The sequence below is a fragment of the Rhodoferax ferrireducens T118 genome (assembly GCF_000013605.1).
Classification (GTDB): domain Bacteria; phylum Pseudomonadota; class Gammaproteobacteria; order Burkholderiales; family Burkholderiaceae_C; genus Rhodoferax; species Rhodoferax ferrireducens.
On record NC_007908.1, the window covers coordinates 423,952 to 442,143 of the forward strand.

26 protein-coding genes and 1 pseudogene are annotated in these 18,192 nt (G+C 59.5%); 10 read left to right on the plus strand and 17 right to left on the minus strand.

All coding sequences use genetic code 11. From position 1 onward, the window contains the following. From RFER_RS02065 to RFER_RS02075, 3 genes are read right to left on the minus strand one after another with little or no spacing between them, the layout of a single operon-like run. Positions 1 to 657 (minus strand): DsbA family protein, encoded by a 657-nt coding sequence (locus tag RFER_RS02065; RefSeq protein WP_011462741.1) that lies wholly within the window; start codon positions 655 to 657, stop codon positions 1 to 3. Then, positions 654 to 1,073 carry a disulfide bond formation protein B gene (locus RFER_RS02070; RefSeq protein ID WP_011462742.1) on the minus strand — a complete coding sequence of 140 codons (420 nt, stop codon included), beginning with the start codon at positions 1,071 to 1,073 and terminating at the stop codon, positions 654 to 656. Before RFER_RS02070 ends, RFER_RS02065 begins: the two co-directional genes overlap by 4 nt. Before the next feature lie 28 nt (positions 1,074 to 1,101). After that, positions 1,102 to 1,452, minus strand: coding sequence for a copper-binding protein (locus RFER_RS02075; RefSeq protein WP_011462743.1), 351 nt, complete (start codon positions 1,450 to 1,452; stop codon positions 1,102 to 1,104). A 431-nt stretch (positions 1,453 to 1,883) separates the two neighbouring features. On the opposite strand from RFER_RS02075, the gene RFER_RS02080 reads away from it, so the two are divergent. After that, positions 1,884 to 2,165: a CopK family periplasmic copper-binding protein gene (locus RFER_RS02080; RefSeq protein ID WP_011462744.1), complete on the plus strand. Its 282-nt coding sequence runs from the start codon at positions 1,884 to 1,886 to the stop codon at positions 2,163 to 2,165. A gap of 107 nt (positions 2,166 to 2,272) precedes the next feature. Here RFER_RS02080 and RFER_RS02085 read toward each other — a convergent pair whose 3' ends face one another. The 5 genes from RFER_RS02085 to RFER_RS02105 form a co-directional block, all read right to left on the minus strand. Continuing rightward, the gene (locus RFER_RS02085) at positions 2,273 to 4,723 is read right to left on the minus strand and encodes a heavy metal translocating P-type ATPase (RefSeq protein WP_011462745.1); all 2,451 of its coding nucleotides are present in this window, start codon (positions 4,721 to 4,723) and stop codon (positions 2,273 to 2,275) included. A gap of 42 nt (positions 4,724 to 4,765) precedes the next feature. Continuing rightward, positions 4,766 to 5,410, minus strand: coding sequence for a methyltransferase family protein (locus tag RFER_RS02090; protein ID WP_011462746.1), 645 nt, complete (start codon positions 5,408 to 5,410; stop codon positions 4,766 to 4,768). Then, positions 5,407 to 5,688, minus strand: a complete 282-nt coding sequence (locus RFER_RS23275; RefSeq protein ID WP_011462747.1) for a DUF2933 domain-containing protein — start codon at positions 5,686 to 5,688, stop codon at positions 5,407 to 5,409. Before RFER_RS23275 ends, RFER_RS02090 begins: the two co-directional genes overlap by 4 nt. 57 nt (positions 5,689 to 5,745) lie before the next feature. After that, positions 5,746 to 6,171, minus strand: a complete 426-nt coding sequence (locus RFER_RS02100) for a hypothetical protein (RefSeq protein WP_041791273.1) — start codon at positions 6,169 to 6,171, stop codon at positions 5,746 to 5,748. A 76-nt stretch (positions 6,172 to 6,247) separates the two neighbouring features. Next, entirely contained in the window at positions 6,248 to 6,451 is a 204-nt protein-coding gene (locus RFER_RS02105) for a hypothetical protein (protein WP_041790031.1), read from the minus strand. A 223-nt stretch (positions 6,452 to 6,674) separates the two neighbouring features. On the opposite strand from RFER_RS02105, the gene RFER_RS02110 reads away from it, so the two are divergent. The 3 genes from RFER_RS02110 to RFER_RS02120 all read left to right on the plus strand — a co-directional run bounded on the left by RFER_RS02110 (position 6,675) and on the right by RFER_RS02120 (position 9,371). After that, positions 6,675 to 7,358: a heavy metal response regulator transcription factor gene (locus RFER_RS02110; protein WP_011462749.1), complete on the plus strand. Its 684-nt coding sequence runs from the start codon at positions 6,675 to 6,677 to the stop codon at positions 7,356 to 7,358. Further along, on the plus strand, positions 7,349 to 8,743 hold the full coding sequence (locus RFER_RS02115) for a heavy metal sensor histidine kinase (protein ID WP_041790033.1): 1,395 nt from the start codon (positions 7,349 to 7,351) through the stop codon (positions 8,741 to 8,743). The genes RFER_RS02110 and RFER_RS02115 overlap by 10 nt, the downstream gene beginning before the upstream one ends. A 163-nt stretch (positions 8,744 to 8,906) precedes the next feature. After that, on the plus strand, positions 8,907 to 9,371 hold the full coding sequence (locus tag RFER_RS02120; protein ID WP_011462751.1) for a DUF4148 domain-containing protein: 465 nt from the start codon (positions 8,907 to 8,909) through the stop codon (positions 9,369 to 9,371). A gap of 111 nt (positions 9,372 to 9,482) precedes the next feature. On the opposite strand, the gene RFER_RS02125 is transcribed toward RFER_RS02120, so the two are convergent. Next, positions 9,483 to 9,965, minus strand: coding sequence for a hypothetical protein (locus tag RFER_RS02125; RefSeq protein ID WP_011462752.1), 483 nt, complete (start codon positions 9,963 to 9,965; stop codon positions 9,483 to 9,485). Between the two features lie 190 nt (positions 9,966 to 10,155). Between RFER_RS02125 and RFER_RS02130 the strand changes: the two genes are divergently transcribed. Both RFER_RS02130 and RFER_RS24810 read left to right on the plus strand, forming a co-directional pair. Further along, positions 10,156 to 10,614, plus strand: a complete 459-nt coding sequence (locus RFER_RS02130; RefSeq protein ID WP_011462753.1) for a hypothetical protein — start codon at positions 10,156 to 10,158, stop codon at positions 10,612 to 10,614. Between the two features lie 267 nt (positions 10,615 to 10,881). After that, the gene (locus RFER_RS24810; RefSeq protein WP_279587694.1) at positions 10,882 to 11,004 is read left to right on the plus strand and encodes a hypothetical protein; all 123 of its coding nucleotides are present in this window, start codon (positions 10,882 to 10,884) and stop codon (positions 11,002 to 11,004) included. Positions 11,005 to 11,019: 15 nt separating this feature from the next. Here RFER_RS24810 and RFER_RS24420 read toward each other — a convergent pair whose 3' ends face one another. Then, entirely contained in the window at positions 11,020 to 11,265 is a 246-nt protein-coding gene (locus RFER_RS24420) for a hypothetical protein (RefSeq protein WP_244095783.1), read from the minus strand. Between RFER_RS24420 and RFER_RS25060 the strand changes: the two genes are divergently transcribed. From RFER_RS25060 to RFER_RS02145, 3 genes are all read left to right on the plus strand, one after another. Beyond that, a complete protein-coding gene (locus RFER_RS25060; protein ID WP_425057096.1) occupies positions 11,188 to 11,367 on the plus strand; it encodes an AarF/UbiB family protein in 180 nt (59 codons plus the stop codon). The genes RFER_RS24420 and RFER_RS25060 overlap by 78 nt on opposite strands. Then, the gene (locus RFER_RS02140; protein ID WP_166485634.1) at positions 11,283 to 12,293 is read left to right on the plus strand and encodes an AarF/UbiB family protein; all 1,011 of its coding nucleotides are present in this window, start codon (positions 11,283 to 11,285) and stop codon (positions 12,291 to 12,293) included. The genes RFER_RS25060 and RFER_RS02140 overlap by 85 nt, the downstream gene beginning before the upstream one ends. A 111-nt stretch (positions 12,294 to 12,404) precedes the next feature. Then, the gene (locus tag RFER_RS02145; RefSeq protein ID WP_011462756.1) at positions 12,405 to 12,740 is read left to right on the plus strand and encodes a J domain-containing protein; all 336 of its coding nucleotides are present in this window, start codon (positions 12,405 to 12,407) and stop codon (positions 12,738 to 12,740) included. Between the two features lie 28 nt (positions 12,741 to 12,768). Here the strand turns inward: RFER_RS02145 and RFER_RS24815 are convergent, their stop codons facing one another. The 4 genes and pseudogenes from RFER_RS24815 to RFER_RS02155 form a co-directional block, all read right to left on the minus strand. Further along, entirely contained in the window at positions 12,769 to 13,203 is a 435-nt protein-coding gene (locus tag RFER_RS24815) for an NAD-binding protein (RefSeq protein ID WP_279587715.1), read from the minus strand. Further along, positions 13,177 to 13,701: pseudogene (locus tag RFER_RS24820) on the minus strand (NAD(P)-dependent oxidoreductase); the annotation flags it as partial. The gene RFER_RS24815 and the pseudogene RFER_RS24820, both read right to left, overlap by 27 nt. A gap of 30 nt (positions 13,702 to 13,731) precedes the next feature. Further along, positions 13,732 to 13,950, minus strand: a complete 219-nt coding sequence (locus RFER_RS23870) for a hypothetical protein (RefSeq protein ID WP_166485635.1) — start codon at positions 13,948 to 13,950, stop codon at positions 13,732 to 13,734. Then, complete coding sequence (locus tag RFER_RS02155) at positions 13,943 to 14,197, minus strand: GntR family transcriptional regulator (protein ID WP_041790039.1); 255 nt, start codon at positions 14,195 to 14,197, stop codon at positions 13,943 to 13,945. Before RFER_RS02155 ends, RFER_RS23870 begins: the two co-directional genes overlap by 8 nt. 151 nt (positions 14,198 to 14,348) lie before the next feature. Between RFER_RS02155 and RFER_RS02160 the strand changes: the two genes are divergently transcribed. Next, positions 14,349 to 15,113 (plus strand): SDR family NAD(P)-dependent oxidoreductase, encoded by a 765-nt coding sequence (locus RFER_RS02160; protein ID WP_011462758.1) that lies wholly within the window; start codon positions 14,349 to 14,351, stop codon positions 15,111 to 15,113. A 119-nt stretch (positions 15,114 to 15,232) separates the two neighbouring features. Here RFER_RS02160 and RFER_RS02165 read toward each other — a convergent pair whose 3' ends face one another. The 3 genes from RFER_RS02165 to RFER_RS02175 form a co-directional block, all read right to left on the minus strand. Then, positions 15,233 to 16,450 (minus strand): MFS transporter, encoded by a 1,218-nt coding sequence (locus tag RFER_RS02165; RefSeq protein ID WP_244095784.1) that lies wholly within the window; start codon positions 16,448 to 16,450, stop codon positions 15,233 to 15,235. A gap of 112 nt (positions 16,451 to 16,562) precedes the next feature. Beyond that, entirely contained in the window at positions 16,563 to 17,453 is an 891-nt protein-coding gene (locus RFER_RS02170; RefSeq protein ID WP_011462760.1) for an NAD-dependent epimerase/dehydratase family protein, read from the minus strand. A 60-nt stretch (positions 17,454 to 17,513) separates the two neighbouring features. Continuing rightward, positions 17,514 to 18,173 (minus strand): aspartate/glutamate racemase family protein, encoded by a 660-nt coding sequence (locus RFER_RS02175; RefSeq protein ID WP_011462761.1) that lies wholly within the window; start codon positions 18,171 to 18,173, stop codon positions 17,514 to 17,516. Positions 18,174 to 18,192 lie beyond the last annotated feature (19 nt).

The following is an 18,192-nucleotide window of genomic DNA, read 5'->3' on the forward strand; positions in this document are numbered from 1 at the left end:
CTACTTTGTGTTGGTATTGACCAGCGCTTCGTCAACGAGTGTCTGCAATTGCTCAAAGCCAAAGCTGGGCAGCGGCTTGCCATTGACAAAGTATTCGGGCGTCATGGTGACGTTCATGGTTTTCGCGTCGGCCAGGTCTTGCGCAATCGTGCGGGCAATTTCCGGTGAATTCATGTCGCTTTTGACCCGCTCCATGTCCAAGCCCAGGGTGCCCAGCGGTGACCAGATCAAATCGACGTGCGCCGTATGGTTTTGCACCCACACCGTCTGGGACGCAAACAGCGCCTCCAGCGTTTGCTGGAACTGACCTTGCTTGCGCGCCGCCTCCATCACTTTCACCACCTGATCCGAGCCGGGATGAAAGGGTGCATAGCGCATCGTGAGCCGGATCTTGCCAGGATGGGCCGCCATCAGATTTTTCACCAGCGGGTAGAACTCGCGGCAGGTGCCGCAAGCGGGGTCGAAAAACTCGACGATGTGCACGGGCGCGTCGGCGTTGCCAAAACTGGGCGCATCAGCACGCACCAGTGCGGTCTGGTTTTTCGCCGCCAGTTGTGCCGCCTGTTCGGTTTTCTGGTTCTTGTAAAAGAATGCGCCAACGATGAACGCGGCAATGAGCAGCACCGCAGCCAGGGTGAAAATACTTTTCTGTTTCATTTGGGTGTTTTCAGGTAAGTGGTGATCAGCAACGCGTTAACCACCAGAAATGCGAAAAAAGAAAGCAACGGGATGGTGATAAACCCCAGCCATTGCACCTGCACGGTCGAACAGGGAATGCCTTGCCGGCAAGGGGCCAGATTTTCCGGGATGTAGCCCGCGACCAGCAGCAGGTGAAAGCCCGCCACCAACAAGCCGACGGCGGCCAACGGCAAGGCGTAACGCAGCACTTTCGGGTCGAACGGAAAGAGCCCTGCCGCGAGAATGAAAACCAGCGGGAACATGAAGATGCGCTGATACCAGCACAGCACGCAAGGCGCAAAGCCCATGATTTCGCTCATGAACAAGGCGCCCAGTGTCGCCATGGCGGCGATCAGCCAGGCGCCAAAAACAAGCGTCCAGGGGGAGGTTTTCATGCTGAAGGGTCAGCGCTGACGCAAGGTCTTACTTGGCCGGCTCAAAGCGCGACACGGTCATGCCGTCTGCCGGGTCGGTGGCAAAGCGAATCTTCTGCCCGACCGTCATTTTGTCGAGCCAGGCCGCGTCTTTGACCTTGTAGGCCATGGTCATGGGCGGCATGCCGTTGGGCAGCGCACCATGCGCCAAGGTGACGGTTCCTTTGGTTTTGTCGATTTTCTTCACCAGGCCTTCACCCAGGGCGGCCTCAGCGGTCTTTGCGGCGGGCATCGCCACTGGCATGCCATGCATGTTGTGGTCTGTTTGGGCGACGGCGGGCAGGGCGAAACCTGTGGTGGCAAGCGCCAGGAGCAAAACGGAATGAAATCGGGTTGTCATGAAGAGATCCTTTGGTGAATGGAATGAGCGCATTGTCGTCAACTGGCGCCGACAGCAAGCTGTCATCAACATTACATTTTTGTTATTTTCGCGCCTGCCATGGATCCGATGACGGCGTAGACGCTCCTTAAGGAGGCGTATCGCCGATTAACGCAACAATTCGGCCTTTTTTTGCCGCGATGAAAACCCGGTGATGAGTGTGACATCTGGGTGTTGGCAGGAATTCCATTAGTGCTGGCATCCATTCTGCGTCCACAAAATTTGCCTTCAATAACTGGTTCAAACCCGAAAGCTGTCGCACTTGTAATGTTCCGGTCATGAGTCCGACGGGCTCATGTTTTTACATTGGTGTCGGTGATGCAGCATTTGCGTCACCGGCACTTCGACAAAGGTCCGTCGTGCATCGCAAATCATTCACTGGGAGTTCTACCATGTCTATTCGCAAATCATTGATCGCCTTGAGTCTTGTTGCGACCGCGCTGTCGGCTGCCGCCGCTGGCGATAGTGACATCGTGCAGTCCGTTCAACTCAAGGACGGAACCACCATGCATCACTACAAAGATGGCAAGATGTCCATGGAGGGCAAAAACGGCAATATCGTTTTTATGAAAGAAGGCATGACCATGGAAACCACGGACGGCAAAACAATCACCATGTCCGGTAACGAAGTCGCACGGCTCTACATGCAAAAGAAACTGGAAAACAAGAAGTAGTGCCTTGCCTGACTAGCGGTTCTTCGACAATCAAACAGCCTGTGACGATGTCAGACTGCTAGCGGGGCGGTGCCGGGCAACCGGGTGAAGTGCCCGGTTGTTGCCCTTCACGTGGAGCGCTCAATGTCAGACGGCGTTGCAGGTGCCTTTGCCTTGCCGGGTTCAAGGAGGCCGCCCAACCTGGCGCGCTTCAAGCGCAGCGCGTTGCCAATCACCGAGACCGAGCTGAAGCTCATGGCCAGGGCCGCGATCAGTGGCGACAGCAGCCAGCCGGTCAGCGGGTACAGCACACCGGCAGCAATTGGAATACCCAACGCGTTATAGAGGAGGGCGAACAACAGGTTCTGTTTCATGTTGGCCACCGTCGCATTGGACAGCGCCCTTGCAATTGCGATGCCACGCAAATCGCCCTTGACCAGGGTGACCTGCGCGCTGTTCATCGCCACGTCCGTGCCGGTGCCCATGGCGATGCCGACATTGGCTTGGGCCAGCGCGGGCGCGTCGTTGATGCCGTCACCGGCCATCGCCACCACACGTCCTTCCTTTTGCAGGCGCTCGACCAGAATCAGCTTGTCCGCCGGTTTGACCTCGCCATACACCTCGTCAAGGCCCAGGCGTGCCGCCACGGCCCTGGCTGTGGTCAGACCATCGCCGGTGGCCATCACAATACGCAAGCCGGCGGCCTTGAGCGTCGCCAAGGCCTCGGGCGTGCTGGACTTGATCGGATCAGACACCGCCAGCAGGCCGGCCAGTTGACCATCGACCGCCAGATGCATCACGCTGGCGCCCTCGGCGCGCAGGGCCTCGGCCTGTGATACCAGGGGCGCGAGCGGGACGCCTGTTTGTTCCATCAGCGTGCTATTGCCCAGCGCCAATTGATGGCCTGCGACCCGTCCGCGCACGCCGATGCCGGAAACGGAGTCAAAGCCTTCCGGCTTGTCCAGCGTCATGCCGCGCTCGCGGGCGGCGCGTACGATCGTTTCGGCCAGCGGATGCTCACTGCCCTGGTCCAGGCTGGCAGCCAGGCGCAACACCTCGTCGGCCGCAAAGCCCGGCGCCGGCACCGCACGGTCAAAGGCCGGGTGGCCTTCGGTCAGGGTACCCGTCTTGTCAATGATGAGCGTGTCGATTTTGCGCAGGTTTTCTATGGCGGCGGCATCGCGAAACAACACGCCCTGTGTCGCGCCGCGACCGGTTGCCACCATGATGGACATCGGCGTGGCCAAGCCCAGGGCGCAGGGGCAGGCGATGATGAGCACCGCCACCGCGTTGATCAGGCCGAAAACCCAACTGGGCTCGGGGCCAAAAAATCCCCAGGCAAAGAAAGTCAGCGCGGCAATGGCCACGACAGTCATGACAAAGTAGCCCGCGACCAGGTCGGCCATGCGCTGCATCGGCGCTTTGGAGCGCTGGGCTTGCGCGACCATCTGCACGATCTGTGCGAGTACCGTGCTGGACCCGACCCGCTCTGATCGCATCACCAGCGCGCCACTGGTGTTGAGTGTCGCGCCTATCACTTTGTCCCCGACGCGCTTGCTTACCGGAAGGGGTTCACCGGTCAGCATGGATTCATCAACGGAACTGCTACCTTCGGTAACCGTACCGTCCACCGGCACTTTTTCCCCAGGACGGATGCGCAACACGTCGCCCACATGCACGTGGCTTAAGGGTACGTCTTCTTCGCTGCCATCGGCCCGGATGCGCCGCGCTGTCTTGGGGGCCAGGCCGAGCAGGGATTTGATCGCCGCCGACGTTTGGGAACGGGCTTTGAGCTCCAGCACCTGACCCAGCAAGGTGAGCGAGATAATCACGGCCGCCGCTTCAAAATAGACGGCGACGCGTCCCATCGAGATGAACGAGGCCGGAAACACCTGCGGCGCCACCGTCGCCACCACGCTGTAGACAAAAGCAGCGCCGGTGCCCAGCCCGATCAAGGTCCACATGTTCGGGCTGCGCTTCACCACCGACTGCCAGCCGCGAACGAAGAAGGGCCAACCGGCCCACAGGACGATGGGCGTGGCGATAAGCAGTTCAACCCAGCTCTGAACGGCCATGTCCATCCACTGCAGGCGGTGGCCCAACATGGCGAGCACAAAGACGATGGCCGTCAGCGGCAAGGTCCACCAGAAGCGGCGCTGAAAGTCGTGCAGCTCAGGGTTCTCGTCATCCTCAAGAGTGGGCAACTCCGGCTCCAGCGTCATGCCGCACTTGGGGCAGTTGCCAGGATGGTCCTGGCGCACCTCCGGATGCATCGGGCAGGTGTAAATCGTCGCGTCGGCCGGTGAAGGTGACCTCGACGCCAACAACTCCGGCGATGGCGATGCGGCCATGGGGGAAGCAGGTGACAGGTAGCGCAGCGGATCAGCAGCGAACTTGCCCTGGCACTTTGCGCTGCAGAAATAGAACATGCGCCCATCGTGCACCAACTGGTGCGGTGATTGCGCGGTCACCGTCATGCCACAGACCGGGTCCTTCAGTGGCGGCGCAGCACCCGCGCCTGGTCCGGATTCTGCAAGCGGATGCTCGGGCGAAGCGGCAGGGTGCACGGGGTGGTTCATGTTGCGCCTCGAATGCTGGATAAGGACTCCGGGCCACGGTTGTCAGGCGGACCGTCTGCGCCATGATGGCAAAAAGCGCGGCGTGTGCGCCGCGTAAGTTTCGAATTCCGCACCGAACTGCTTGCGCATCTGGGCCTCTTCCGTTATCGCCAGCCGCGCATACATGAGCAGCAGAATGGGGAACATGGCCAAGGTGAGCAGCGTTGGCCATTGCAGCAGGAAGCCCAGCATGATGAGCACGAAGGCGACATATTGAGGGTGGCGAATCCGCGCATAGGGGCCGGTCACGGCCAGGACGTTTTGACGCTGCGCCTCGTAAAGGACTTTCCATGCGCTGGACAGCAGATAAAAACCGAAGCCAAGAAAGACATAACTGGCGATGTGCAGAGGGCCAAAGTGCGGATCGCCCTTTTCACCCAGCAGCGTTGACCACAGGTGACCCGTGTTGTGGGAAAGCAGGTCCAAACCCGGATACCGGGTTTGCAGCCATCCCGAGAACAGATAGATGGTCAACGGAAAGCCGTACATCTCCACAAACAGCGCCACGATAAAGGCGGAAAATGCGCTAAAAGTTCGCCAGTCTCGTGCCGTTGCCGGTTTGAAAAAGCTGTAGGCAAACATGATGAAGATCGCCGAGTTAAAAACCACCAGCGACCACAGCCCGTAGGCTGCCGGGTCTTGGTTCATGATGGCTCTCCTGGCTTGGGCTGGACTGGCCCAGCTTCAGCGTTGTTGTCGCCAGGGCGAGAATCATGACCACCATGATTGCCATGACCATGGTGCATGAAGATATGCATCAACGGGCAGGCCAGCAGCAGCAGGTATGGCAAGGCACCAACGGTGTGCGCCAAGTGCTCTGTCAGCAGAAAGTAGCCCGCAACGGCTCCGAAGACGATCAATCCGATAGCGTAGCGGGAAGCCCAAAAACTGTGCGGGGCCTCATGTTCTTTATGTAGATGGTTCATGGCGATTGCTTCGGGTGATTGCTGAACATTTACACCACATCAAGCTGCCCCGTCAAGCTACTTGGCCATTGGCATGTCAGCAGACTGCCGATCCATCATCATTTGCATCATCATCTGCATCATCTCCATGCGTTTGGCCATCATCTTGTGGTGCGCACCCATGTCGCCAGTCATGCCCGGCATGCCTTTCATGTCGCCCATGCCAGCGCTGGACATGTCGCCCATCATGGCCATGCCGTCCTGCATGGCTTTCATGTGCTCGGCCATCAGCTTGCTGCGTTCTTGCGGCGTCTTGGCATTGATCATTCTGTCGTGCATGGCCTGCATGGTCTTCATCTGCGTGTCCATCCTGGCCATGTGGTCGGGGGTGGCCATGCTGCTGGCAGATGCGCCCATGGGCGTCGTCGGCGCTGTGTTGCAGGCCGCCAGCAAGACGGCGCTGGTGAGGACAGCGGCCAATGGGATAAATCGGAAATGGGTCATGACAGACTCCTGGTTAGGTTGATTGACACCGCGAATGGCGAGGGAGATTCGATACATAGGCAGTCCTGCAATGGCGTCACTTGCCGCCCCGCCTGACGACCCATACCACAAGCGCGACAATGACGACAAGCAGCAGGATTGGCATCCCTATGCCACCGTAGCCACCCATCCACCCGGTGCCCCACGTGCCACCATTCATCATGTTGCCGTTCTGCGCCAACGTGACACCGGTGGTGAACAGGGCCAGTGCACCAACTGCCAAAGCAAGCAAGGTCTTCATCAATCTTCTCCTGTAAAACATGGAGCGTTCAATCTAAGTTGGCATCCTGCAGATGTCTGTGCGGCAGCACACGCAACAGGGCGTCAACAAAGACGAGGGGGGTCTTCTCCAGCGCGTTTCACTTGTGGCAGTGTGCAAGCTCGTTCCCATCAGCGAGCTGACAGCCAGATTACATTCCTGTTATCTGACGCGCGCTGGCGCGCAGGCAGCGCAAAATGGCGACATGAAAATTCTCATCGTCGAAGACGAACCAAAAACGGGCGACTACCTCAAACAAGGTTTGGGCGAGGCTGGCTTTGTGGTGGATTTGCTGCGAGATGGCACCGACGGCCTGCATCACGCGCTCACAGAAGACTACGATCTGGCGATTCTCGATGTGATGCTGCCTGGCATGGACGGTTGGGCGGTTCTGGCCGGTATCCGCAAAGCGGGCAAGGACATGCCGGTGCTGTTTCTGAGCGCGCGCGACCATGTTGATGACCGCGTCAAGGGCCTGGAGCTGGGCGCGGACGACTACCTGGTCAAACCATTTGCCTTTTCTGAATTACTGGCCCGCGTGCGCACGCTCTTGCGCCGGGGCGGCAAAGGTTCGTCCACGGAGTTTTTGCGCGCTGCCGACCTGGAGCTTGACTTGCTGCGCCGCCGGGTCACCCGCGCCGGCAAACGCATTGATCTGACTTCCAAAGAATTTGCCCTGCTGGAGTTGTTGCTGCGCCGCCAGGACGAAGTGCTGCCTCGCTCACTGATCGCGTCCCAGGTGTGGGACATGAATTTCGATTCCGACACCAATGTGATCGAGGTTGCCATGCGACGCCTGCGCGCCAAGGTGGACGACAATTTTGAACCCAAACTGATTCGTACCGTGCGCGGCATGGGCTACGTGCTGGAGAGTCCCGCTTGCGCTTGATTGGCAGAACATCCATCACCCGACGTCTGGCGCTGCTGTTTGTGACCGCTTCGTCGGCGGTCTTGCTGGCGCTGGGCTTTGTCATCGCCACCTCGGTGGAGAAACACTTCGAGCAACAGGACATGGAAGTTCTGAGCGGCAAGATGGAGTTGGCCCGCCATGCACTCAAGACATTCAAGTCGCAGGACGACCTGGATCGCATTTCGCAATTGCTGGACAACTCGCTGGTGGGACACCATGGGCTTGAACTCATCGTCTTCGGCCCCAATCACGCGCTGCTTTACGCCACACCAAACGCCAATTTCCCGTTCGACATGATGGCCGCCCGTGCGGCCCAGAGTCCGCATCGCCCCATGACCTGGCTACTGGGCGACCAGACTTATCGCGGTATCGCTGCTGAATTGCCAACCGGCATCAGCGAACGCTCGCGGGTCGTCGTGGCGGTCGCCCTCGACATCGCCCATCATCAGGCATTCATGCGCTCTTTCCAGCAGACACTGTGGTTTTTTGTCGCCGGCGCTGCGCTTCTGACGGGCCTGCTGGGCTGGCTAATTGCCCGGCGCGGCCTGGCGCCACTGCGCGCCATGCGCGAACAGGCACAAGTGGTCACAGCCCAACAACTCAGTCATCGATTGCAGGTGGAGACCGTGCCGGTTGAGCTGGCCGAACTGGCACAGTCCTTGAACGATATGCTGGCGCGGCTGGAGGATGCCTTCCATCGGATTTCCGATTTTTCTTCGGACATTGCGCACGAGTTGCGCACCCCGGTGAGCAACCTGATGACGCAAACCCAGGTTGTCTTGTCACGGGCACGCGACGCAGACGAGTACCGCAGCATTCTTGAATCCAACGCCGAGGAGTTTGAGCGCATGGCCCGCATGATCTCGGACATGCTGCTGCTGGCCAAGGCCGACAACGGTCTGGTGGTGCCCAGCCGGGAAACACTCCATGTGGCCGCAGAGGTCTTGGCATTGTTTGACTATTACGATGCGGGGGCCGAAGAAAGGGGGCTGGGGCTCTCGGTCGAAGGCGATGGCGAGGTGAGCGCAGACCGGTTGATGTTGCGCCGCGCACTGGGCAACCTGCTGTCCAACGCAGTGCGGCATTCGACCGCCCACACCACGGTGCGCGTTCGTGTTCATACCGATCAGGACGCGGTCTCGATTGGCATGGAAAACACGGGCGACGGCATTGCGCAAGAGCATCTGGAGCGTGTTTTCGACCGCTTCTTCCGGGTCGATCCCTCGCGACAGCGCAGCACTGAAGGCACCGGCCTGGGCCTGGCCATCACCAAGTCAATCGTCGTCGCCCATGGCGGCACGATCACTGTCGCCTCCATCGGCAAAGTGACCACGTTCACGATCAGACTGCCGCGCGTACCCTGAGACGAATTGCTGACCAGTTTGTAATTTGCCGGTCATCTCCCTGTCGGGGTCCACTTTCTATAGTTCACTCATATCGCGATGTGGCGATAGAAGGTGGACAAGACGGTACACGATGACGACCGACCTGCCCGGAGATGTTTAACAAGCTTTGAAAGGAATCATCATGAAAACCAAATTTGCAGCCATCACCCTGGTCCTCGCCTCCGGCCTGATCGCTGGCACCCCGGCCCTCGCCGATGTCACTCGCGCACAAGTGAAAACCGAGTTGGCCGAAGCCATTCGCACCGGCGACATGCTGGCCCCCGGTAATCGTGGCTTGAAGCTGAATGAGTTGTACCCGAGTCGTTATCCCGCCAAACAGGTGCAGGCGAGCCTCACGCGTGAACAAGTGAAAGCCGAGCTGGCCCAAGCCATTCGCACCGGGGATATGCTTGCTAGTGGAGAGCAAAGCCGAAAGCTTAATGAGCTGTACCCGAGTCGTTATCCCGCCAAACAGGTACAGGCGACCCTCAGTCGCGAACAGGTGAAAGCCGAGCTGGCTGAAGCCATTCGCACCGGTAACTTCATGATCTCGGACAATGGTCAAAAGTGCAACGAGGCACACCCCAGCATGCATCCGTCTGTGTGAATTTGGATGGGTGCCACGCTGAACACGCGGCAATACGCCAGCTAAGCTATGCAGTCAACCGCGATGGCTTGTTGTGACCAACCTGAAATCCCGCCCTGGTGGCGGGATTTTCTACTTTAACGAGTGACTATCCATTAGTGTCGATGGTCCAACAGGCAATCGACGATATATCCACCAAAAAACAAAGCCTGGAACAAATAGCCACTGCGCGACAGGCGCCAAACCGATGCCCAATAGACGCGGCATCGCCGCAGAGTAGGCCCAACTTTGTGTGACCGTCGTGTTGTGCCATTCGCTGTAAACGGTATAGCCCAGGCCAAGCTGAATAGTGATCAACGCAATTGTCTTGAATCGACTGTCTGGCCACTCCTGCCTTCCCGCCATGAGCAAGGAAAAGACCAGACTACACACAGCAATCAGCACATCACCCGCCGTGCAATGCAGCAAGGCGAAAACAATATCGCGATGACTGCCCGTGGACCAGATCGTGTAAAGAGGCAACTGCAAAATTTCCCAGCCAAGATTGAGCAGCGTGACCAAAACCACGTAAGTCCTCAGCGTACCAAGCCATGCTGGCGAATTTATGGCAGACATTTCCAGTTCAGTCTTTGGCGATGTTGGCAGAGATTTTTCGCCCCTGTGATTGGTGTCAGAAAACAGGGTCTGTCATTCTATAAATCCATCTTGCCCGATCCATGGATCTTCTCAGCCGTTTCATTATGCAATCCTCCGGCTGTGCGCCAGCGCACGGACGGCGGCAAGATGAGGCCGTAAATTGTTGACCATGAAATATTTCTTCAGCTCGCGACGAACACGGTACACCGCTGCCGTGATGTTGTTCGTCTGGCTGATGTCATTGGGAATAGGTGTTGCGAATGCTTGTCTTGTGCAGCACAACCCTGCAAAGGACGAGTTTTTAGGCCACACCCGTTCCGGGTATATGTCCAAGGCGACTATCGAGCGCGAGCGGGCGTTGGACAACTTTGCCAAGGCTCACGTTCAAGCTGGCGAGAACGACAAGTTGCCCGAAAAATTGGCGTGCCTGAATTTCTGCGCGGCAGAACAAGACACCCTGGTCAAGGACCACGCAGACACGCTTGTCGCCCAGGATATCGTCCCAGTGCTGTTTTTGACCTGGTTGCTGATGCCGGCGCTAGATCCAATCCCTCAGCCGGAGGCATTCGGTAGTCTGACCTGGTCGGAGCCCCCCGTCTCCATCCGCTATTTGCGGTTCACTATTTGACCCCCTCTTAAGCAGGCCCTCTGCTGCGCGGATTGATCCGTTTGGCAGTGTGCCTGCATCTTCTTTCGGATGGCCGTTTTGGGCCACACCGGAACGCTTCTTTCTTGTTGCCTTAACTTTCGCAATTGGAGTTCACCATGTCTCACCTTCGTCACGCCGCACTGGCCATCGCGCCCACGATGATCGATTGCATGGCACCGCCAGCTGCCCTGTGAAGAAGTCGACTGTGAATATTACTATTTTGCGTAGAACTGTCAGGAGGATCGCATGGCTGCACTGATCGACGTGAAGAAATGCAAGGTGTTGCGAGCAGCACCGCGGCTGATGCAAATCATGCGCGTGTTCGCCCGGCACAAGTTTCTGGGAGCCCTGTTCGGCAGGGGACACTAGCCGACGCCGAAGGAGCTACGGGAAACCTTCGAGGAGCTCGGGCTGGTCTTTCTCAAATTCGGACAGGTGCTCGCGTTGCGGCGTGACCTGCTGCCGACGGCCTACATTGAAGAGTTGGAGTTGCTGCACGACCAGTTGCCGGCGATGGATATTGACATGGTGCGCGCGACGGTCGAGGCCGAACTGGGCGCCCCGTTGACCAAGTTTTTCTCCGCGTTCGGAGAGACGCCGCTTGCCGCTGCCACCATCGCCCAGGTGCATGTGGCGACGCTACTGAAGTGCTCATTCGCGCCGCGCTGGCAGATGTCCCCGATCTCTGGATACCGGATGTCATCGCTTCGTGCTCGGGAGAAACCGTGCTGACGATGGAGTACTCGCCCGGCGAACGGGTCGATCTCTACGCCAAGTCCCACCCGCAAGCGTTGCCGCGGGTAGTCAACACCCTGGTCAAGCTGATGCTGCATTCGATCTTCGAAGAGGGGCTGTTTCACGCCGACCCCCATCCCGGCAATGTCTTCGTTCTGCCGGACGGGCGGCTCTCCCTGCTCGACTTCGGGAATACCGGCGATCTTGACGAGCCGATGCGCGAGTCGCTGACACTTCTTCTCGAAGCCGTCGTCAAAGGCGACGCGCGGGCCGCCACCGAGGCTTATCTGGAAATGGCACCGGCGAGCGAAAAAGTCAATCATGTGGCGCTGCTGGTGGACATCAAGGCCGTGCTTTATGAAATCCGCAGGACCAATCTGGAGGATGTTTCAATCGGGAGTGCGTTCGAAGCACTGCTGCGTGCCGGTAGCCGCAACGGAGTCCACAAGCCCGGCGAGTTTGTCCTGCTGACGCGTGCGTTCGCCATCCTGGAGTCGATGATCGGCCTGCTCGCCCCGGGCTACAACCACATGGAATCGTTTCGCGAGGAGATCTCGCGCCTGACTGCGCAGCACTTCTCGCCGGAGCGGATAAAGGATAAGACCACGAAGCTGGCACGCGAAATGGAGCGCCTGGTCACCGAGGCACCTGGCGACACGCGACGCGTCCTGCGGCGCTTCGCCGAAGGCAATCTGGGCCGGCTGCCAGGTTTGGAGGCCGTGGGACGTCGCTTCAACCGCAATCTCGAGCGGCTCACGGGTGCCATCGCTTTCGCGGCGCTCGTGATCGGCGGCTCCATGCTGTTGATGACTCCGATGGGCGGCTGGCATGACACGCTGGGCAACACGCTGATCATCAGCGGGTTTGTCGGCATTGTCATCATCTATCTTCGTGCCTTGCGTCGCGATCTTGACCAACGCTAACGCTCGTTTGAATTGAGCGATAGCCTCTGCGTTTTTGATAAGACGCAAATGCGTCGCGCCGACACGTGCGACGATGAGCCAGGTTCGCACCTGTATCGCTCAGGAACGCCCATGGAATGTGAAGCTACACTGTACGAGATATTGGAAGTCAGTCCACACGCCAGCGCCCAGGTCATCAGGGCCGCTTACCGTTGCTTGGCCCAATGCAATCACCCTGATAAAAACCCGGGCAGCGCGGCCGCCAGCGAACGCCAGGCGCAGATCAACTTCGCCTATGGCGTCTTGTCGGACCCGGGCAAGCGTCGGCGCGATGACCAGCGCATGGGGGCGCAGCAGGAGTCAGACATTGAGCGTCGCGGCAGCGACCAGGCGATGCCGGCACACCCGAAGGCCATGAACGACACACCGCCGGTGTCGCGGGCCTTTGTCTTTCGGCCGTTCAAATAAGACTCGGGCAAACGCTTGCTGTTTCGGCTCAACTGGATCCGTTGAGCCGGTTGAAGCTACTCAGCAAATGCGGCACGAACGCTGTCTTGTAGCCCAGGTTGCCCGCCATGGTGTACACATTGTGGACGGTGTCGCCGATGAGCGACACGGCTTGGGCCTCTCCGGTCATCTGGGCGTAGTAGTGCATGTCTTTGTGCGCGTTGGCCAGCGAGAAGCGGAACAGCTGATCGTTGCCCTCCAGCACGTAAGGGCGAAAACGCTGGAACGCCGTGCTGTTGGCGCCGCCGGAGGCGATCACATCGCACAGCACCTCCAGATTGACGCCGGTCTTGCTGGCGCAGGAAAAAGCCTCGGCCAAAATGGCGGCGTTGCCCAGCACCACGAACTGGTGCAGCAGCTTGGTGGTATGCCCGGCGCTGACGGCCCCGCAGTAAAAGATGTTCTCTGCAAACAAGGCAAACACCGGGCGAACGCTCGTCAGCACCTCCGGGTCGCCCCCCACCAGCAGGTTGAGCTTGCCTTCATCGGCATGCTTGGGCGTACCGGTCATGGCCGCATCCAGGAATTGGCCCCCTTTGGCCGCAATGGCCTGGGCCACGCGCCGGGTGGAGTCGGGCAGCGAGGTCGAGCAGTCCACCACCACGCAGCCGGGCTTGAGGGTCTGCAGGATGCCGGTGTCGCCAAATACCACCTCTTCAACCTGCGGCGAACCGGTGACACAGATGATGATGACATCGGCTGTTGCCGCGACCTCGGCGGCGGTTTTGAGCGGCTGTGCGCCGTGCGTCAGCAGGTCGGCGCAGCGCTCCTCATCCGCCTTCTTGCGGATCAGCAAGGCCACCGGATGGCCCTTGGCCAGCACATGTTTGGCCATGCCGCAGCCCATCATGCCGACGCCGATAAAGCCGACCTTCAGGCTGGATGTCGAATCGTTCATCATTTCTTTCTTTGTGTTGACTTGACTGGTATTTTGGGTGGACTGGCGAAAATTTCACATGGGTCGCAACGCAAGCTCGTCACAGGTAGGGCTTGAGCCAGCCCAGTCCAGCCGATGCGCCGCCGGCTTCATGCCGACCTGCGGCGGGTACTCACAACCGACCCAGCCGGCGCAGTTTAATCCGTCCAGGACCTGCTTTGACAAAGGTTCGACCCGGGCCAAGGCTCTGGCGACCACATGGCCGATGGTCGCTTCCTGGGAGGTGTCATGCAAGGGGGTCACCCGCCAGTGCGGAATGCCCGGTTTGGATGAACGCCAACACCTGTCGATGGGTCGTCAGCGAGCGGCTTATCCCAAGCCGCCCTATCAGCGACACCTCCGTCGGCAACTTGTCCCCCGCCACCAGCCGCCCGTCCCGGATATCGTCCTTGCGCACATCCGCCACTTCATCTGAGAAGCAAGGACAGGGTGCGATGGACTTGAAGAGGTCTCGCATAAAAGTGAAGAATTCGTCATACAAATCAATCGCATGCTTGTGCCGTTATTGACGAACATTCTATTGAATTCAACTAAAATTTGACTGTTCGTCGTACTAGATGAACTATATAAGCCCGTCCAGCCGCATTCCCAGCGCGTTTATGGATGGCCTTTCGACAGCAAAGGAATTCCCCATGACAGTTTTTGCCCAATATCCCAGCCTGACTGACCGGACCGTGCTCATTACAGGAGGTGCCACCAGCATTGGTGCCTGCCTTGTCGAGCAATTCACCGCCCAAGGCGCGAAGGTCGGCTTTATCGATATCGACACCGCGGCAGGATCGACGCTGGCGAGCGCACTGGCCGGAGCGCGGCACGCCCCGCTATTTGTTCATGCTGACCTGACAGACATCGCTGCGTTGGAGAGTGCCATCGAAAAGGTGCGCCAGCACTTTGGTCCCATCAACGCACTGCTGAACAACGCTGCCAACGATCGCCGCCACACCATTGAGGAGACCACCTCGGAGACGTGGGATGCAGGCATCGCCGTGAACCTGAAGCACCAGTTCTTTGCTGCTCGCAACGTCGCACCAGACATGCGCAAGGCCGGTGGCGGCAGCATCGTGAATTTCGGTTCCCTTAGCTGGATGCTCAAGCAGGGGGGCATGCCAGTCTACACAACATCCAAATCTGCCGTGCAGGGACTGACGCGCAGCCTCGCGCGCGATTTCGGTCCATTCAACATCCGGGTCAACACACTGGTACCGGGTTGGGTGATGACCGAAAAACAGCTGCGCCTCTGGGTTGATGACGCAGCTCGCGCTGATATCGCGCGTGGCCAGTGCATCAACCAGCCGGTATTGGCAGAGCACATTGCCAGGATGGCGCTTTTTCTGGCGGCAGACGACAGCGCCATGTGTACGGCACAGAATTTTGTGGTCGATGGCGGCTGGGTGTGACCGAGCAAAGCCTCGCTGCCGCAAACGTTGAATCGAGCAAGGGCCGCTATTCGCTTGGCTCGGCGCGCGACGCGGAGAACGTTGGTTGCGAGTACAGGCCTCGGCCCGACGCGGCCACCTCAGCCGTGCTGTCTTGGTTCCTGTCCTACCGGAACTGAGCGACTGGCTTTATCGTCTGTGCTGGTTCCGAGTTCACCCATGATAGGCAAAACGCGGCGTGCAAGTACGGCGAGGGCCGCCGCAAACAAGGCGACAAGGCACAGCGCCACCGGCAAGGTGGCGACCTGCGCCACTGCACCGATGATGGGGGGGCCCGACAGAAAGCCAAGATAGCCCAAACTGGCGACGCCGGAGATGCCGTGTGCGGGCGAGATACCGGGCACCCGTGAGGCACATGAAAAAAGCACCGGCACAACGTTCGAGATGCCAAGGCCCACCAGCGCGAAACCCGCCAGCGCCGCCACAGGATGGCCGATTAGCAAAACCGCCAGCATTGCGCTTGCAGCCAGCGTGCCACCGACACTCAGCAGGGTTAAGGCACCCAATCGCGCACGAGCACGGTCACCCGCGAAGCGGCCGATGGCCATCGCCACCGAGAACGACGCATAGGCCAGTGCCGCCAAGGCTTGCGGCGACGCCAGGCTCTCGCGCAGGTAGAGCACACTCCAGTCGTACATAGCGCCCTCGGCGACCAAGCCTAGGGCGGCCATGGCGCCTAGCAGGACGATGACACCGCGTGGGCGCATGAAACTGTAGCCCGTTTCGTCGCTTGTCTGCGCGCGGTCCGGCAGCATCGCGGGAACGACGGCAATGGTCAAGGCGGCCGCACCGATGGCCACCCATAGAGTGTGCGTGGTTGCTGCGACGCCTGCGACCGCGAGCAAGCTCGCCAGCGCCGCGCCGCCGAGTCCACCCAAGCTGAAAAAACCATGACAGCTCGACATAATCGGCCGCCCATAGGCGGCCTCGACCTCTACCGCATGCGCATTCATGGCGACATCGAACAGACTGTTCGCCACACCAAACACGAACAGACCCATGACGCCCGTCCAGTAGCTGGGCAGCTGCAGCAGTGCGCCGACCGCTGCGGCGGTCATGAGACCGGAAACAGCGCAGACGGCTCGGGCGCCGAAGCGGCCGACGAGCGCACCGGCCCAAAGAACGGCGACGAGTGCGCCCACCCCGGCCGCAAGCATCGCCAGCGCCACTTCGGCCTCGCTCAGGCCGTGCAGGTGCTTGAATGTCGGTACATGCACGCCCCAGGTCGCAAACGCCAGCCCGTTCAGGAAAAAGTGGACATTGGTTGCCAGCCGGGCTGATCGGGGAAGCGAGAGCACGGGCTGGATTACGTGGCCGCCCCGAAGGCCGACGTGTATTCGCACATGCGACTGCCCACTAGCGTCGTTCCCCCCATCTGCCGGGCTTGCGCTCACTGAAAGCGGCAACCGGTCATTTGACGTGACTGCGCCAGTTGTACTGTTGCTTGAAGCCCAGCAAGCGCTTGATCTTTTCATTGCTCAGCAGGGTCTCGAACTCGCCGAGGGTTTTCTTGACCGGTACCGTCGGATAGAAGCGCTTGAGCAGTTCGGCCGTCGGCAGGTCGGACGAAACATCGTCGGCCGCAACGTTCATCACCTGGAAGCCCAGGCCGTCCTTGTCAACACCCAAGCGCGCTGCGGTGGCCAGGTCGCGGGCGTCGATGTAGCTCCAGGTGATGCGGCGGCGGAAGCCCGGATCCTTGAAATACTCGGGAAACTTCGCGTAGTCCACCGGGTCGATCACATTGCCGATGCGCAGGCAGTAGATATCCGACCCGGTTCGGGCATGGAATGCCTTGGCCGTGGCCTCGTTGATCACCTTGGACATCGCGTAGCTGTCCATCGGATCAACAGGGTATTCTTCATCTAGCGGCAGGTACTCGGGCATGCGGTAGGTGTCGGCGAAGACAATGCCGTACGTCGTTTCGCTGGAGGCGATGATGACTTTCTTGATCCCGTACTTCGACGCCGCATCCAGTACGTTGTAGGTGCTCATGACGTTGATGCGAAAAACCTCGTTGTCCGGGTGCGTCATGATCCGCGGAATTGCCGCGAAGTGAATGATCGCATCGATGGGCGCCGGTTTGATGGATTCGCTGAATTCGTGCCGTACCGTTGTACTGCAGAGCGCGTTGAAGACCTGGCCGGCATCGGTCAGATCGGTAATCATGGTTCGGGCCGCGGAGTTGGGCAGAACAGTGCGGTCCAGGTTCATGACCTGGTGCCCATGGTCGAGCAGGTCCTTGACAACCCATTTGCCGGCCATGCCGCTGCCGCCGGTGACGATGATGTTCTTTTTCATTGCATTTCCTTTGATGGTGAGTGTGTTTGTTATGTGAATTGAATTTATTCTGCAGCCGTCTCAGTGCCGACTGGCCAAGGCGTCACGCACTGCCTCGACGCCGCTTTGCGGCGAGGACAGGACGGGCACCTTCATGTCGGTGAGTGAGGGGACCAGTCGTGCCATCGACACCTGTGCCAGTACGATGACATCAACTTTGCCGGCCAGGGACTGAATCGTGCGCTTGACGATCTCGTCATGCAACTCGGACTTACCGTCCAGTAGCGCCTGGAAGCCCCCTTCGGCCAATGCCTCCGTAACCGCGACGGATTTCCCCGCAGCCTCGGCCTTCGCCTTGATCAAGCGAACCGTCGGTTCGAGCGTCGTCTTGACGGTCGCGACGACGCCAATCCTCGGCCCCGACGCGACGGCGCGCTCGGCCATGGTATCGTCGATTTTGATGATGGGGATCGAGATGGCCGCACGGGCAGCGCTGGCCGCCTCGCCCACCGACGAGCAGGCATTGAGCAGCGCGACGGCGCCCATTTGCTGCCCCAGTTGCATATAGGAGAAGATGCGCCCTGTAACAGCCTCGGTGAGATGGCCTGCCGCCATGACATCGTTGAGTAGGCTGTCATCCATGATATTGATGACGCGCACGTCGGGCAATATCTGCTGAAACTGCTGCTTGATCGGCTGTATGGTGGCGGGTCCGGTGTGAACGACGACGACGGTTCTCATTGAAAAATCCTTGTAAATG

Excerpts from the sequence above, each read along its gene's own strand:
- RFER_RS02130 (WP_011462753.1), top strand. The coding sequence starts at position 10,156 with ATGAAATATTTCTTCAGCTCGCGACGAACACGGTACACCGCTGCCGTG.
- RFER_RS02100 (WP_041791273.1), bottom strand. The coding sequence starts at position 6,171 with ATGACCCATTTCCGATTTATCCCATTGGCCGCTGTCCTCACCAGCGCC.
- RFER_RS23275 (WP_011462747.1), bottom strand. The coding sequence starts at position 5,688 with ATGAACCATCTACATAAAGAACATGAGGCCCCGCACAGTTTTTGGGCT.
- RFER_RS24420 (WP_244095783.1), bottom strand. The coding sequence starts at position 11,265 with ATGCACCTGGGCGATGGTGGCAGCGGCAAGCGGCGTCTCTCCGAACGC.
- RFER_RS02160 (WP_011462758.1), top strand. The coding sequence starts at position 14,349 with ATGACAGTTTTTGCCCAATATCCCAGCCTGACTGACCGGACCGTGCTC.
- RFER_RS02120 (WP_011462751.1), top strand. The coding sequence starts at position 8,907 with ATGAAAACCAAATTTGCAGCCATCACCCTGGTCCTCGCCTCCGGCCTG.
- RFER_RS02065 (WP_011462741.1), bottom strand. The coding sequence starts at position 657 with ATGAAACAGAAAAGTATTTTCACCCTGGCTGCGGTGCTGCTCATTGCC.
- RFER_RS02125 (WP_011462752.1), bottom strand. The coding sequence starts at position 9,965 with ATGTCTGCCATAAATTCGCCAGCATGGCTTGGTACGCTGAGGACTTAC.
- RFER_RS02085 (WP_011462745.1), bottom strand. The coding sequence starts at position 4,723 with ATGAACCACCCCGTGCACCCTGCCGCTTCGCCCGAGCATCCGCTTGCA.
- RFER_RS24810 (WP_279587694.1), top strand. The coding sequence starts at position 10,882 with ATGGCTGCACTGATCGACGTGAAGAAATGCAAGGTGTTGCGAGCAGCA.
- RFER_RS02110 (WP_011462749.1), top strand. The coding sequence starts at position 6,675 with ATGAAAATTCTCATCGTCGAAGACGAACCAAAAACGGGCGACTACCTC.
- RFER_RS02145 (WP_011462756.1), top strand. The coding sequence starts at position 12,405 with ATGGAATGTGAAGCTACACTGTACGAGATATTGGAAGTCAGTCCACAC.
- RFER_RS02170 (WP_011462760.1), bottom strand. The coding sequence starts at position 17,453 with ATGAAAAAGAACATCATCGTCACCGGCGGCAGCGGCATGGCCGGCAAA.
- RFER_RS02175 (WP_011462761.1), bottom strand. The coding sequence starts at position 18,173 with ATGAGAACCGTCGTCGTCGTTCACACCGGACCCGCCACCATACAGCCG.
- RFER_RS02090 (WP_011462746.1), bottom strand. The coding sequence starts at position 5,410 with ATGAACCAAGACCCGGCAGCCTACGGGCTGTGGTCGCTGGTGGTTTTT.
- RFER_RS02075 (WP_011462743.1), bottom strand. The coding sequence starts at position 1,452 with ATGACAACCCGATTTCATTCCGTTTTGCTCCTGGCGCTTGCCACCACA.
- RFER_RS02070 (WP_011462742.1), bottom strand. The coding sequence starts at position 1,073 with ATGAAAACCTCCCCCTGGACGCTTGTTTTTGGCGCCTGGCTGATCGCC.
- RFER_RS02080 (WP_011462744.1), top strand. The coding sequence starts at position 1,884 with ATGTCTATTCGCAAATCATTGATCGCCTTGAGTCTTGTTGCGACCGCG.
- RFER_RS02105 (WP_041790031.1), bottom strand. The coding sequence starts at position 6,451 with ATGAAGACCTTGCTTGCTTTGGCAGTTGGTGCACTGGCCCTGTTCACC.